Consider the following 15,249-nt stretch of genomic DNA (forward strand, 5'->3'; position numbering starts at 1 on the left):
AGATATGACCAATATCATTTTTTAAAAAGCATTGTAGCAATAAATTTGTCTAATATTAAAGACGAATTACAATGAAAAATATTTTACTACCCACAGATTTTTCTGATAATTCTTGGAACGCTATAGAGTACGCTTTAAATTTTTATAAAGACTCCAAGTGTAATTTTTATTTATTGCATATTAATAGATTAAGCAACGTTGCAACAGAAGGCTATTGTTACGGTCAAACACAAGAACTTCTTGTGGATATTAACGTAGAAAATGCAAAGAAAAAGCTAAAAATAGTACAACAAAAAATAGCACAAAATTTTAATAATAGCAAACATAAATTTTACACTTTAACAGATACTAACTTTTTTATTGAATCGATAAGACAACACATCGAAGAAAAAAAAGTAGATGTAATTGTTATGGGTACAAAAGGAGCTAGTGGTTTTGCTGGTTTTATTACAGGTAGCAATACCGGAGATGTTATTACAAAAGTAAAGTGTACAACTCTGGTGGTGCCAGAGAATGCTAAATTTGGCAAAATCGAAGAGATTGCATTTCCTACTGATTTTTCATTATCTACCGATTTGCAATTATTACAACCGATCATAGATATTTTAGAAGAAAAAAAAGCATCTTTAAGAGTTTTAAATATCAGTAAAAAAGTAACAGTATTAAATACAGACCAACAAAAAAGTAAAGAATTAGTAGAAGATTATTTTTATAATTATAGCCATAGTTTTCATTTTTTAACCAATAAAAAAGTAGAAGATGCAGTGCAGTGTTTTGTAAATAGTAGAAATATAGACATGATTGTTATGGTTGCAAAAAACCTTAATTATTTTCAACAAATACTATTTCATACCAAGGTGGCAGAAATAAGTTATCATACAGACGTTCCTTTTTTAGTGCTTCATGAATAAGAATAATATTATAGATTAAGTATTTAAGTTCAATTATCTACATAACTAAAAATAGTAGTAACAAAGCAATTTCTAAACTTATTTTAAGATACTGATATATATCAGTATCTATTTTTTTCTTTAAATGTAATTTAGTACAACAACTTTTTTTAACCTGAATTTAATAATATTACTATTATGAAAATTACACCAGTAAATACACGTTTTATAAAATGGTTAAGTGCAGAAGAAATGCATAATGATTCTAAAGAATGGCTTATAGATTTAGAATTTTTAAATGATGAGTATCTTTTTTTTGAAGATTTAATAAAGTGGAATACACTTCAGTTAATAGATTTTCAGTCTTATTCTAAAAGTAAAGAATTTATCGAAATTTTAAGTAACTCTAAAAAAACCAATGACAAGTTAATTGAGTTGGTTAAAAAGCATAAAAAAGGTCTTGAAGTTTTAGTAGACGTAAAAGATGAACCTAAAAAAGAGGAAGCTTATAAAACAGAACACAAAACAGTTCTTGTTCTGTTTAAAAATCATTTAAAAGAGCACAGAGCTCTAAAATTAAATTTATTTGAGATTTTAAAAAAAATTAAAAAAACAGAAAAAGGAAAACGAATAATAGATGTAGAATAAAATTACCGTAAAATATTAAGATAAAGCTGCAGAAAATTGCAATGAAAATTAAGAACTCGTTCATTATTGAACGGGTTCTTTTTTGTTAAAAAAATCACAAATACTCTTGGTTTTACACCTGGTTAAAATAGCAAAGGCAATTTTTTGTAACTTTCAAGTTAAATCATAAACCTCTTTCTATGCCAAATTATAAGCTTCATATTAACGGAAAAGTACGTGCAGTTTCTGCAGATGCAGATACACCCTTGTTATGGGTTTTAAGGGATGAACTAAATTTAGTAGGTACAAAATTTGGTTGTGGTATTGCACAATGTGGTGCTTGTACAGTACATATAGACGGTGTTGCTACAAGAAGTTGCCAAATGCAAGTTTCTATTTTAGATGATGTAAAAATTACAACGATAGAAGGGTTGTCTGATGATGGAAAACACCCAGTACAAGAGGCTTGGAAAGAAATTGATGTGCCACAATGTGGATATTGTCAGGCAGGACAAATTATGACTGCTTCTGCGTTTTTATCAGAAAATAAAAATCCTTCAGAAGAAGAAATTAGAGAAGCTATGCATGGTAATATTTGTAGATGTGCTTCTTATAATAGAATAGAAAAAGCGGTAAAAGTTGCTGCAGAAAAAATGTCTTAATATAAAAAAGTAGTTCCTCAAATTTTTTTCGAAGAGGAAAACCTAAAAATTACTTCACAAAATGGAATCTAAATCAAAGAATAATTTTAGCAGAAGAAACTTTTTAAAGGCATCTGTTTTAGCAAGTGGTGGCCTTTTAGTTGGTTTTAATTTATTAACGGCTTGCAAACCAGAAGCCGTAATGCCAGTAGATCTTGATAGTTTAAACTTTAATGATTTTAATGCATTTATTAAAATCTCTGATGATGGTTACGTTACTATTTTTTCTCCAAATCCAGAAATTGGACAAGGTGTAAAAACAGCAATGCCAATGATTATTGCAGAAGAATTAGATGTAGAATGGAGCAAAGTACGTGTTGTACAAGCCAATTTAGATACTAAAAACTTTAAAAGACAAGTTGCTGGTGGAAGTCAATCGATACGTTTTGGTTGGGATGCTTTAAGACAAACGGGGGCAACTACAAAACAATTATTAGTAAATGCGGCTGCAGTAAAATGGAATGTAGATGCTAGTACTTGTAAAGCATCAAAAGGAATTATTACAAATGCAAACGGAGATAAATTAGGCTATGGAGATGTTGTAAAAGAAGCAGCTTTGTTATCAATTCCGGAAGATGTAAAGTTGAAAGAAATTAAAGATTTTACAATTATTGGTCAAGAAATAGTAAATGTAGATATTGATAAAATTATTACAGGAAAACCTCTTTTTGGATTGGATTATAAAGCAGAAGGTATGTTATATGCATCTGTTTTAAGACCGCCTGCTTTTGGGCAAATATTAGAAAGTTTTGATGCTTCTGAAGCAAAAAAAATAAATGGTGTTATTGATGTAATTATCATTGGTGATAAAGCTAGAAAGTACGTGCAGTCTGGTAAAATAAACTGAACTTTTAAAATGTCAGAAACCGATAAAGTAGTGGTAATTGCAACAAATACTTGGGCTGCAATTAAAGGAAAAAAAGCACTTACTGCAATTTGGAAAGAAGACTCTAAATTAGAATCTACAGAAAATCAAAATAAAGCATTAACGAAGATATTAGAAGGTAAAGGGTTAACTACAAGGAGAGAAGATGGTAATTTAAAAAAGGCTTTTGCAACGGCAGATAAAGTAATTGAAAAAACATATCACTCGCCATTTTTACCACATAACTGTATGGAACCTATGAATTTTTATGCAAATGTAACTGCAGAAAATATTCAATTAGTAGGCCCTGTACAAACACCAGAATTTGCAGCACAAGTGGTTGCAGAAATGTTAGATTTTGATGTAAATAAGGTGTCTGTAGAAATGACAAGAATGGGTGGTGGTTTTGGTAGAAGACTCTATGGAGATTTTGTATACGAAGCCGCAGAAATATCTAGTGTTATAAAAAAACCTGTTAAATTAGTTTCTACAAGAGAAGATGATATGACTACAGGAGTATACAAACCTTCTGTAAAATATAGAATAAAAGCCGCTTTAAAAGACGGAAAAGTAACCGGATATCATTTAATTGAAGCTGCTGTAGGTGGCAATATGTATGGATTAATTCCTAATTTTTTTCCTGCAGGGTGCATTCCTAATTATAAAGTAGAAACAGGTAATTATAAAAGTAACGTTACAACAGGTGCGTGGAGAGCTCCTTATACCAATTTTTTAGCATTTGCAGAACAAAGTTTCTTTGATGAATTGGCATCAGCATTAAATATAGATCCTATTCAATTACGTTTAGATTTATTGCAAAATGTAAAAGGGACTACTGATAATAAAATTGAATATTCCGGACAAAGAATGCAAGACACTATTAAATTAGTGAGAGAAAAAGGAAATTGGGGAAAAACAAAAGAAGGTGTTTACCAAGGTTTTTCTGCATATTATAGCCATAATACACATGTTGCAGAAATTGCAGATATTGTTTTAAAAGATGGTTTTCCTATAGTTAAAAAAGTAACTGTTGCGGTAGATTGTGGTGTTGTAGTAAACCCAACAGGAGCAAGAAACCAAGTAGAAGGTGGTGTTTTAGATGGAATAGGGCACGCTATGTATGCTGATTTTTCTTTAAAGGATGGAAAACCAACACACAAAAATTTTGATACATATAGATTAATCAGAATGCAAGAAACGCCAAAAGTCGCCGTCCATTTTGTAGAAAATGATTTATCTCCTACAGGTTTGGGAGAACCAGGTTTACCTCCAGCAGGTGGAGCAGTTGCCAACGCAATTAATGCGGCTTTAGGTAAGAGAATTTACAAGCAGCCGTTTATAAATGAATTAAAACAAGATTCAATTTTAAGCTAATTTTAAATGAGTTTAAAACAAAAAAATTGCCAAAACCAAATACATGGTTTTGACAATTGGATGTGAGTAATTTTTTTTTGTTAAAATTCTTAGGGAACCTTTTAACTTGTTACTCAATATTTAGCACATTTATGGGGGCATTGCTAATATGATACAAATATAAAGCGTTTCTAAAAGTAATTTTTTAAATGCTTACAAAGTGTAAGTGTCTTTTGATTATTGACAATAATCTTTCGATTAAAAGAGTATCTTTAGTCGTGTAAAATTACTATAAACAACTAGATTTAACTTACTTGTTGCCCGTTTTTAACTGCTTTTGTAGGTTCTACAAAGGCTAATTTACCATCAGGAGTATCCGTCATTAAAATCATTCCTTGGCTTTCTACGCCTCTAATTTTCCTAGGTGCTAAGTTTACCAAAACAGAAACTTGCTGACCAATAATATCTTCTGGTGAAAAGCTTTCTGCAATACCAGAAACAATAGTTCTTGTATCAATACCTACATCAACCTTTAATTTTAAAAGCTTTTTAGTTTTAGCCACTTTTTCTGCTTCTAAAATAGTACCAATTCTAATATCTAGTTTGGTAAAATCTTCAAATTCAATAGTTTCTTTTTGAGGTTCTAGCACTTTATTTTCTTGCTCGTTGGCAATTTTAGTTGCTTCTAATTTTTCTATCTGAGCATCAATTGTTTTATCTTCAATTTTAGAAAACAACAATTCTGCTTTGTTTATTTGATGCGCTGCAGGTAATAAAACATCTTTTTCGGTAACATCTGTCCAAGAAAGCGTATCATCAATATTTAAAATTCCTTTTAATTTATCCGAAGTAAACGGTAAAAATGGTTTAGAAGCCACTGCCAATGCTGTAGAAATTTGCAAAGCAACATACATAATTGTTTGTACACGTGCTGCATCTACTTTTATCACTTTCCAAGGCTCTTCATCCGCTAAATACTTGTTACCAAGTCTTGCTAAATTCATTAATTCTTGGCTAGCTTCTCTAAATCTATATCTTTCTATAGATTTACCAATAATATTAGGAAACTCTTTTATAGCTGCTAAAACATCTTCATCTACTTCTGTAAAATCATTTGGCGCAGGTACAATTCCCTCGTAATATTTGTTGGTTAAAACGACAACTCTGTTAATAAAGTTGCCAAAAATAGCAACCAATTCGTTGTTGTTTTTAGCTTGAAAATCTTTCCAAGTAAAATCGTTGTCTTTACTTTCTGGTGCGTTTGCAGTTAATGTATAACGTAAAACATCTTGCTGATCTGGAAATTCTTCTAAATACTCGTGTAACCAAACTGCCCAGTTTTTAGAAGTAGATAATTTATTTCCTTCTAAATTTAAAAACTCGTTTGCAGGTACATTATCTGGTAAAATATAATCTCCATGTGCTTTTAACATCGATGGAAAAATAATACAGTGAAAAACAATATTGTCTTTCCCTATAAAATGAACCAATTTGGTATCATCCTTTTTCCAATAATCTTCCCAGTTTTTTCCTTCTCTAGCAGCCCATTCTTTGGTAGATGAAATGTAGCCAATTGGTGCATCAAACCAAACATATAAAACTTTTCCTTCGGCATCTTTTAAAGGAACCGGAATTCCCCAATCTAAATCTCTTGTTACTGCTCTTGGTCTTAAACCATCTTCTACCCAACTTTTTACTTGTCCGTAAACATTAGGTTTCCAATCTTTTTTATGACCTTCTAAAATCCACTCACGTAAAAAATCTTCGTGCTTATCTAGAGGTAAAAACCAGTGTTTTGTTTCTTTTACGGTTGGTACATTTCCTGTAATTGCAGATTTAGGATTAATTAAATCTGTAGCGTTATGAGAAGTACCGCAGTTTTCACATTGATCTCCATAACTTTCTTCGAAACCACATTTTGGGCAAGTTCCTACCACAAATCGGTCTGCTAAAAACTGATTTGCTTCCTCATCATACAATTGTGCCGAAACTTCTTCTATAAACTCACCATCATTATACATTTTTGTAAAAAACTCTGAGGCAGTTTCATGATGAATTTTAGCTGAAGTTCTTGAATAATTATCAAAAGAAATTCCGAAATCTTCAAAAGATTTTTTGATGATTCCATGGTATTTATCAATAATTACTTGCGGAGAAACGCCTTCTTTTTTAGCTCTCATTGGTATGGCAGCACCATGCTCATCCGAACCAGAAATGTAGGCAACATCATTACCTGTTAAACGTAAATAACGCGCATAAATATCTGCAGGAACGTAAACACCTGCTAAATGACCAATATGTATTGGACCATTTGTATATGGTAAAGCGGCAGTAATTGTATATCTTTTAGGAGCACTCATGTGTTCTATGTATTAATTGTGTACTGATTTTTGAAGTGCAAAAGTACGAAAAAGGGAGTTTTAAAAACCATTGAAAATTGATACATTTACCAGAATAAGATTTTTACACAATTTTAACCTAGAAACAAGACCTATTTTGAAGAAAAATATGCTATTTATTACATTTTTATTGATGATTTTTTCATCGATAAAAGCACAAGACAAATTAAGTACGCCAGCCTATTTAGAAAAAGGAGATACAATTGCTATTGTTGCACCTGCAGGTATTTTAAGAGGCAGACAAGCAACCATTGATAATGCTAAGAAATTAGCCGAAAGTTGGGGTTTAAAAGTGGTTATAGGTAAAAATGTATTTAAACAAAACAATCATTTTGCAGGAACGGATGTAGAACGTTGTCAAGATTTTCAAGATGCGTTAGACAACCCAAATATTAAAGCAATTTGGGCTGCAAGAGGCGGTTATGGTTCTGTAAGAATTTTAGATCTATTAGATTTTACAAAATTTAAAGAGCAACCAAAATGGATTATTGGGTATTCTGATATTACTGCGTTTCACAACCACATTCATAATTTAGGTGTAGAAACGATTCACGGAATGATGGCAAGTAGTTTAGAGGAGAAGCCAGAGGAAATTATTAAAACAATTTCGAGTTTTAAAAATGCGTTGTTTGGTAAAGACATTTCTTATAAAATTACTTCATCTAAATACAATAGAACTACTTCATCAAAAATTATAGAAGGACAAATTATAGGAGGAAACTTAGCTATTTTAACATCTATGTTAGGTTCTAAAAGTCAGTTAAATACGGATGGTAAAGTGTTGTTTATCGAAGAGATTGGCGAGTATAAATATTCTATTGATAGAATGTTGCAAAGTTTAAAACGTGCCGGATATTTTACAAATGTAAATGCTGTAATTATAGGTAATATGTCTTCTATCAGAAAGAATTCTACCAAATGGGGAAGTACTATTGAGCAATTAATTTTAGATGTTGTTCCAGAAGATACTCCTGTTTTCTTTGATTTTCCTGCAGGACATGAAGCAGATAATAGAGCAATGATTTTTGGACGAAACGTAAAGTTATCTGTTGGTAACGGACAGTATTCTGTTGATTTTATAAAATAGATTTTACTTTAAATAAAGTAGCGTCTAGCTCGTTGTAAAGTTTTAAAAACCGTTGTTTACGATTTTCTTGTTGCTTAAATTCATTAGCCTGAAAACCACCAAGAAAATTGAGCCATTTGTATTTTGGATTATTGTGATTTTCTTCATCTAGGTTAAAGTCTATTTGTGATATTATGAATTTTATTTCTTTAGAAAATAAGCTTTCTTTAACTTTCTGTATAAATCTGTTTATTTCAATTTCTAATTGATTTAATTCATCATCAGTAATAATTTTATCGTTTTGATGCCTTTTGGATGCTGTTTTTAAGAACTCTAAATATTTAATAAGCGTTTCTTTTTCCATTATTATAAAAGTAAGTAATAATTTGTAAATTAACACGTTGCAATTTTCAATTAAGAATCTTTTTAAAATTTAACAATCGACTGAAAACTGCCACTGAATACTGAAAACTCAAAAAAATGGCAGAACACAATGAACTTGGAAAAGAAGGAGAAAAATTAGCGATTAAATTTTTATTAAAAAATGGTTATAAAATTCTAGAAACAAACTACCGTTATTTAAAGGCAGAAGTAGATATTATTGCTCTAAAAGGAGAAATATTAGCTGCTGTTGAGGTAAAAACAAGAAGTTCAGATTATTTTGAAGAACCACAAGATGCCGTAAAAGCTAAAAAAATTAAATTATTGGTTTCTGCAATTGATTATTATGTGGTGCAAAGAGATTTAGATGTGGAAGTAAGATTTGATATTATTGCAATTTTAATCAATAAAAAAGGAACAAAATTGGAGCATTTAGAAGATGCTTTTCTTTATTTTTAATGTTCTCTTTTCATACTGAACATCGTAATCAATACCTAATAAAAGAACTTTTTAAAACGGTAAGTTTTAGTTTCGTTCTATGGTTACAAAAAAGTTTTGGTTTGGTGTTCTCTTAGGGGTTTTAGGTATTGTACTTTTCTCTTCTAAAGCTGTAATGGTAAAGCTAGCGTACAATTATAATGTAGATGCTATTACCATGTTGTTGCTAAGAATGTTATTTTCTTTTCCTTTTTATGTGGTGATTGTATATCTATATCGAAATAAAAATCAGGAAATAAAAATAACCAAAAAAGATTATTATTGGGTAGTATTTTTTGGTTTGGTTGGTTATTATTTGGCTAGCTATTTCGATTTTGTAGGTTTAAGCTATATAAAGGCAAGTTTAGAACGTATTATTTTGTTTGTATATCCTACCATTGTAATTTTATTAAATAGATTATTCTTTAAACAACCTATTACTAAATTTCAGGCGCTTGCCATCTTTTTATCATACGTAGGTATTGTAATTGCTTTTTCTGATGAGGTTGATATTTCTGGTAATAATGTGTATTTAGGAGGCTTTTTTGTGCTTTTAAGTGCAATAACGTATGCTTCTTATTTGGTAGGAAGTGGATGGTTAATTCCTAAATTTGGGGTAGTAAAGTTTACAGCTTATGCCATGTTAGTTTCTTGTTTTTGTGTGTTTGTTCACTTTAGCATTATTGGTGAAACAGATTTGTTTAATTTGCCTTGGCAAGTATATGGTTTTGGGCTTCTAATAGCAATATTTGCTACTGTAATTCCGTCTTTTTTAGTAAGTACTTCTATTAAAATGATTAGCTCATCTAACTTTGCAATTGTTGCAGGTGTTGGGCCAATATCTACCATAATACTAGCCTCTTTTTTCTTAGGAGAAAGGTTGACTTTAGTTCAGTTTTTTGGTGCTTTTTTAGTAATAATAGGTATTGTTATTACCTCCTTAAAACAAGCAAAGAAAAAGTAAGACTACTTTAAAGCTTTTAAAATAGCTTTTCTTAAATCACTAATATCAGATTTTTTATTGCCACTATCTATGTAGGCAATTTTTCCTTTTTTATTGATAATAAAATAAGAGGGATACACTTGTTGTTTGTTAAATTTCTGACTAACATCCATCGCAGAATAAGCAATTTTAAAATGAAAAGGATGTACTTTTAATAGCTTTTCTATTGTGGGTTTTCTATCTAATGCCGGTGCAATAAATAAAATATCATCTCTATTTTTAAACTCTTTTACAAGACTATTTAATTTAGGAATGTCTGTTAAACAAGGCATGCAAGAGGTAAACCAAAATTTAAAAACAACTACTTTTTTATTAATTTCTTTATTGGTTAATTTTGTGCCATCTGTAATCCATAATTTAAAGCTAGGCGCGTCATCATTAATTTTAAAATATTGTTGACTAATAACATTATAATTAATAAATAACGCAAAAATAACTACCCATTTTTTTACCATTACTTTTCGGTAAAAAAATCTTTTACATCTTTTAAATGTTCTGGTTTTGCAATAATTTTTTTGTTAGCATCTAAAATAAAATAACTTGGTGTAGAAACAATATTATAGGTTCTTGCAATTTTGTTTTCCCATTTGTTTAATCCTAAAACATGGTGCCAATTTGGTAATGTATTCTTAAAGCTGTTCCAACCAAAAGCCTCTTTTTCTAAAGAAAAAGCAATCACTTTTACCTTTTTATTTTCTTTTAAAAATTTATGTACTTGTGGTACTTCGTTTAAACAATGTGAGCAAGTAGTACTCCAAAAAATCAATAAATAATTTTCTGCATCGCCTAACTTAGAAAGTTTTAATTCTTTTCCGTTTTCTTTCCAAGAAAAGTCTGGTGCAATTCTACCTATTTCGGCAGCAAATAAGGCTTGTTTTGATTCTTTAAAACTTTTATTTTGAATGTTAGTAGGTAATTTGTTATAATAAGTTTCAAATAAATAATCTATTAAATCTAAATTCATAGAAGATTCAAACTGAGTTATTAAAAACTCAATTACATCTTTTTTATAAGTGATACTTTCAATTTTAGAAAGTACGGTATCTACCGATTTTTTATATAATTTTTGTTGTGTTTCTTGATCTTCAGAAAAGTTAATATAAAAAACATAATCTGTAATTCTACTGATTAAAAAAGAAGAGTTTAAAAGCGTTTTATTATCAAAATCTATGTTGTTAAAAAAGGTATTATTCATGCTAGACATATATTCTTCTGGAGTTTTTAAAATATCCGAAGAATTATTTTTTAAGGAAGCTTTAATAAAAGGATAAACATACATGCCGTTTGACGTTTCTAAATATTCTTTTTGAATATCATTTACCTGCTTTAAAGCTTTTTTATATTCTTTATTTAAATTTAAACTTTTATTTTGTAACCCTACAACTTGTATAGAATCTAATGTTTGTTGCGCTGCAGCACTTTTGTCTAAATAACTTTTATATAAAATATTTTCTTTTGAAGCTGTAAAAAAAACGGTTTGGTTTCCGTAATTAGGATTAAAACTAAAACTTACATCTTCTTTATTAAAAATAAAATCTACAAAACCAGCTTCCTCTAATTTATAAGTTAATCTATAAGAACCCGGTTTTGTGTTTGTTGGTAGTGTAAAACTAAACTTACCTATTGCTTGTTTTTTTCCTTGAATTGTAACAGTATCTATTGCTATTTTAGAATTTTGTACAAACTTTTGTGTAGCTCCTTCTATTTTGTATAAAATAACCCAATCACTTTTTAAAGTAGGATACATTGTACCGTTTACAGTATATTGTGCTTGTGCAAATGAAGAGATTAAGAATATAAAAGCGAGTATTTTTTTCATTTTTTAAGGTTGATTTGTTCTTATTAAACTAATTTCAAGAAACGTACCAAAAGTACTATTTCTCTATTAAATTAGGAATTTATTTAATAAATTCTCCCCAAAAAAAGGTTTTTAAAAAGATATGAAGATTACGGGTTATTTAGAGTATTACTAATAATTTAAAGTCTCAAAATAGTTAACAACCGCTTCTTTCATTAACACAGTTTGTTCTCCTGGTTTTAAGTTTGGTAATTCTGTAAGTGTTTTATAATGTGGCCAAGCATCATCATCAAAAAAATCGAATTCGTAATAACCATACGGTTCTAAAAGCTTACAAATGGCAATATGCATTAGGTTTACTTTTTCGTCTTTTTTAAATTCTCTATGACCTTGCCCTAATTCTTGTACGCCAATTAAATAGATAATTCCATCCATATTTAATTCGTCTCCATCTGCAAATTGATCTGTTAATTTACCAACTAACAAATCCCATTTTTCTTTTAAGGTGAGTGTTTTAGACATCTAATTTTTTTATAAGTTGTAAAGATACAACTGGCATTTTTAAATTGACTAAAAATTATGTAGGTTTGAGGAAATTAATTTCATGAATATTTTTGATATTATTATAGCTTCTTTATTACTTTTTGGTTTTGTTAGAGGTATTTTAAAAGGTTTATTTGTAGAAGTTGCATCTTTGGTTGCTTTAATAGGTGGTGTATATGGTGCAATTCATTTTTCTCACTTTGCTTCTAATTTCTTAACAGCATATGTTTCTTGGAAACCAGAATATATTTCTTTAGCTTCTTTTGCAATTACTTTTGTTATTATTATTTTGGTAATAGCACTTCTAGGAAAAGCATTAACTAAAATTGCAGATTTTGCTTCTTTAGGTATTTTAAATAAAATATTAGGCGGTGTATTTGGCGCTTTAAAAATAGGATTGATATTAAGTGTCGTTTTCATTTTTTTTGGTAAAATGAATGATACAATTCCTTTTATAGAAAAAGAAACATTAGAAGAATCTATTTTATATGCTCCAGTAAAAAAAGTAGCTCCGAGTATTTTTCCATCAATAATTAAAGAAGAGGTAGAGGAGAAGCCTTTATAAAAATAGTATACTTAAAATTAAAAACCCAAGGAATTTTCCTTGGGTTTTTAGTTTTAATCTAAATGATAAATTTGCATAATATCTTCTAGATATTTTTCAAAATCGATTTTAAGATCTATTAGTTTTCCTGAGTGAATATCAAAAACCCAACCATGTACTTTTAAGCCACGATCTCTGTATGCTTTTTGTACTGTTGCTGTTTTAATTAAGTTTACGCATTGTTCTTTAACGTTTAATTCTACCAAGCGTTCATATTTTTTTTCTTCATTAGAAATTGCATTTAACTCATCTGCATGAATTCTATACACATCTCTAATATTACGCAACCAAGGGTTTAAAATACCTAGATCTGCAGATTGCATAGCGGCTTTTACGCCACCACATCCATAATGACCACAAACAATAACGTGTTTTACTTTTAATTGGTCTACGGCATAATTTACAACAGACATTGCATTTAAATCGATACTAATAACCATATTGGCTATATTTCTATGCACAAAAACTTCTCCGGGTTTTGCGCCCATCAATTCTTCTGCGGTTGCTCTACTGTCTGAACAACCAATGTATAATAACTCTGGGCTTTGACCTTTGGCTAATTCTTCGAAATAATTTTTATCAATAGATAATTTATCTTTTATCCAATTTTCATTATTTATAAAAACGTTATCTAAATCCATTTTTTAATATTTTTCTTTTACATTTTTTTTTGCCCATTTTATACACTCATCAAAAGAGTTAAAAATATGTTCTGTTGGTATAAAATCTGGTATAATATCAATTCTCTCCATCATGTATTTAGGTTGCTTCAATAAATTTACAAATAAAACCTCTATGTTTTTTGTTTTTAAATCTTGCAGCATATCTTCCATTGCATATAAACCTGATTGGTCCATATATTGCATTCTACCCAAACGCATAATTACCATAGATGCAGAGTCTGGTATTTGTTGAGAAAGTGCTTGAAAATCGCTAGTAGAGCCAAAGAACAAAGGTCCTTTTATATGTTTGATAAAAATTTCTCCTTTTAAGGCTTTAGGGAAACCAGTTTCATCTTCCCAAGACTCTTCTTTAAGCGTTTTAACATCAGATCTTTCTGCAGTTAAATCTCCAATTTTTTTCATAAACATTAATGATGCTATTATTAGTCCAATACCTACAGCGTATACTAAATTCCAAAAGGTAGATAGTAGTAAAACAACAATCATAATTAATACTTCAGAACTTAGTTTTAAAGGGCCTATTTTAATGTCTTTAGGTAAACTTGGTATTGCTTTTAATCCTTTATAATCCATTACACCAATACCCACAGTAATTAAAATACCTGCCAATACTGCTGCGGGTATTTTAGAAGCAATAGGTCCTAAGCCTAACATTACAATTAGTAACATAATACCAGCAATCATTCCAGAAAGCTTGGTTTTTCCACCAGCATTAATATTTACAACAGTTCTAATTGTGGCTCCAGCACCTGGTATTCCACCAAACAAAGCAGCAATACTATTTCCTATTCCTTGCCCTACTAATTCATTATTTGGTTTGTGTTTTGTTTTGGTCATGTTATCTGCAACAACACTTGTTAAAAGGGAATCTATAGCACCTAAGAGTGCTAATGTTAAGGCTGTAAAAATATAGGGAGTGATGCTGTTTAAAGAAAATCCTGTAAATATTTCCCATTTAATAGAGGGGATTCCACTTGGAATTTCTTGAATCGTTTTATAATCTAGATTAAAGGCAACTGCAATACCAGACATTATAATTAATGCAACCAACGTACTCGGAATTTTAGTGGTAATCCGCTTAAAGCCATAAATTATAAAGATGGTTCCTAAGGCAAGTATAAATTCTAACCAATTAATGTTTTGTACTGCTCTAGGAAAAGATTTAATTGCTCCTAAGGCTCCAGAAGTTTCTTTTGCAGCTAATGTTTGAGATTCTTTTAAAATGTCTGCAGCAGTAATTAATTGACCTCTTCTATTGGTTTCTTTAAAGTTTTCTAAAACTAAAATTCCTTCACCTGCTTCTTCTTTTAATATATTCTGTAAAATTACCTCTTGTGCTTCTGCTTTAAATTGCGAAACAAACTCTACATCTTCTTTTGGGTAATAACCAACAGAAGGTAGTACTTGTGTTAGCAAAATAATTAAACCAATTGCTGTCATAAAACCAGAAACTACCGGATAAGGAATATATCTAATGTATTTTCCTAAGCCAATTAGTCCTAATCCAATTTGAAACAAACCAGCTAATAAAAAAACAGTTAAAATTGCTGGTAAGGCTTTAGATAGATCTCCATCATTTGCAGCAATAAGACCTGCAATAACCACCATACTAACAGCCGTCATTGGAGCTGTTGGTCCAGAAATTTGTGTGTTGGTTCCTCCAAAAAGTGCAGCAAAAAAACTAATAAAAATAGCGCCATATAAACCTGCACTTGGCCCTAAACCAGAAGAAACTCCAAAAGCTAGTGCTAATGGTAGTGCAACAATACCTGCCGTTATTCCACCAAAAACATCACCTTTAATATTTGAGAATAAATTTTTCATAGCTTAATTGTAATTATTAAGCTGTAATATAATTA

14 protein-coding genes and 1 pseudogene are annotated in these 15,249 nt (G+C 29.9%); 8 read left to right on the forward strand and 7 right to left on the reverse strand.

Going from position 1 to position 15,249, the window contains the following annotated elements:
• Positions 1–71: 71 nt before the first annotated feature.
• From GQR92_RS12135 to GQR92_RS12150, 4 genes and pseudogenes are all read left to right on the forward strand, one after another.
• On the forward strand, positions 72–911 hold the full coding sequence (locus GQR92_RS12135; RefSeq protein WP_158839910.1) for a universal stress protein: 840 nt from the start codon (positions 72–74) through the stop codon (positions 909–911).
• Positions 912–1,088: 177 nt separating this feature from the next.
• Complete coding sequence (locus tag GQR92_RS12140; RefSeq protein ID WP_158839912.1) at positions 1,089–1,538, forward strand: hypothetical protein; 450 nt, start codon at positions 1,089–1,091, stop codon at positions 1,536–1,538.
• A 179-nt stretch (positions 1,539–1,717) separates the two neighbouring features.
• Positions 1,718–2,179, forward strand: coding sequence for a (2Fe-2S)-binding protein (locus GQR92_RS12145; protein WP_105049773.1), 462 nt, complete (start codon positions 1,718–1,720; stop codon positions 2,177–2,179).
• A 61-nt stretch (positions 2,180–2,240) separates the two neighbouring features.
• Positions 2,241–4,457 (forward strand): annotated as a pseudogene (locus GQR92_RS12150) (molybdopterin cofactor-binding domain-containing protein).
• 284 nt (positions 4,458–4,741) lie between these two features.
• Here the strand turns inward: GQR92_RS12150 and metG are convergent.
• The gene (gene metG / locus GQR92_RS12155) at positions 4,742–6,796 is read right to left on the reverse strand and encodes a methionine--tRNA ligase (protein WP_158839914.1); all 2,055 of its coding nucleotides are present in this window, start codon (positions 6,794–6,796) and stop codon (positions 4,742–4,744) included.
• A 172-nt stretch (positions 6,797–6,968) separates the two neighbouring features.
• On the opposite strand from metG, the gene GQR92_RS12160 reads away from it, so the two are divergent.
• The gene (locus GQR92_RS12160) at positions 6,969–7,922 is read left to right on the forward strand and encodes a S66 peptidase family protein (RefSeq protein ID WP_158839916.1); all 954 of its coding nucleotides are present in this window, start codon (positions 6,969–6,971) and stop codon (positions 7,920–7,922) included.
• Here GQR92_RS12160 and GQR92_RS12165 read toward each other — a convergent pair.
• Entirely contained in the window at positions 7,912–8,265 is a 354-nt protein-coding gene (locus tag GQR92_RS12165) for a hypothetical protein (protein WP_158839918.1), read from the reverse strand. The two genes, GQR92_RS12160 and GQR92_RS12165, sit on opposite strands and share 11 nt — an antisense overlap.
• Before the next feature lie 116 nt (positions 8,266–8,381).
• Between GQR92_RS12165 and GQR92_RS12170 the strand changes: the two genes are divergently transcribed.
• Both GQR92_RS12170 and GQR92_RS12175 read left to right on the forward strand, forming a co-directional pair.
• Positions 8,382–8,741 (forward strand): YraN family protein, encoded by a 360-nt coding sequence (locus GQR92_RS12170; protein ID WP_158839920.1) that lies wholly within the window; start codon positions 8,382–8,384, stop codon positions 8,739–8,741.
• A 79-nt stretch (positions 8,742–8,820) separates the two neighbouring features.
• Complete coding sequence (locus GQR92_RS12175) at positions 8,821–9,723, forward strand: DMT family transporter (RefSeq protein WP_158839922.1); 903 nt, start codon at positions 8,821–8,823, stop codon at positions 9,721–9,723.
• 2 nt (positions 9,724–9,725) lie between these two features.
• On the opposite strand, the gene GQR92_RS12180 is transcribed toward GQR92_RS12175, so the two are convergent.
• The 3 genes from GQR92_RS12180 to GQR92_RS12190 all read right to left on the reverse strand — a co-directional run bounded on the left by GQR92_RS12180 (position 9,726) and on the right by GQR92_RS12190 (position 12,082).
• Positions 9,726–10,217 (reverse strand): TlpA family protein disulfide reductase, encoded by a 492-nt coding sequence (locus GQR92_RS12180; protein ID WP_158839924.1) that lies wholly within the window; start codon positions 10,215–10,217, stop codon positions 9,726–9,728.
• Entirely contained in the window at positions 10,217–11,581 is a 1,365-nt protein-coding gene (locus tag GQR92_RS12185) for a TlpA family protein disulfide reductase (protein ID WP_158839926.1), read from the reverse strand. The genes GQR92_RS12180 and GQR92_RS12185 overlap by 1 nt, the downstream gene beginning before the upstream one ends.
• 150 nt (positions 11,582–11,731) lie before the next feature.
• The gene (locus GQR92_RS12190) at positions 11,732–12,082 is read right to left on the reverse strand and encodes a hypothetical protein (RefSeq protein ID WP_158839928.1); all 351 of its coding nucleotides are present in this window, start codon (positions 12,080–12,082) and stop codon (positions 11,732–11,734) included.
• Between the two features lie 82 nt (positions 12,083–12,164).
• Between GQR92_RS12190 and GQR92_RS12195 the strand changes: the two genes are divergently transcribed.
• Positions 12,165–12,668 carry a CvpA family protein gene (locus GQR92_RS12195; protein ID WP_158839930.1) on the forward strand — a complete coding sequence of 168 codons (504 nt, stop codon included), beginning with the start codon at positions 12,165–12,167 and terminating at the stop codon, positions 12,666–12,668.
• A gap of 53 nt (positions 12,669–12,721) precedes the next feature.
• Here the strand turns inward: GQR92_RS12195 and GQR92_RS12200 are convergent, their stop codons facing one another.
• Positions 12,722–13,348 (reverse strand): carbonic anhydrase, encoded by a 627-nt coding sequence (locus GQR92_RS12200; RefSeq protein ID WP_158839932.1) that lies wholly within the window; start codon positions 13,346–13,348, stop codon positions 12,722–12,724.
• A 3-nt stretch (positions 13,349–13,351) separates the two neighbouring features.
• Positions 13,352–15,214: a SulP family inorganic anion transporter gene (locus GQR92_RS12205; protein ID WP_158839934.1), complete on the reverse strand. Its 1,863-nt coding sequence runs from the start codon at positions 15,212–15,214 to the stop codon at positions 13,352–13,354.
• Positions 15,215–15,249 lie beyond the last annotated feature (35 nt).

The sequence above is a fragment of the Polaribacter sp. L3A8 genome, from assembly GCF_009796785.1.
Lineage (GTDB): Bacteria > Bacteroidota > Bacteroidia > Flavobacteriales > Flavobacteriaceae > Polaribacter.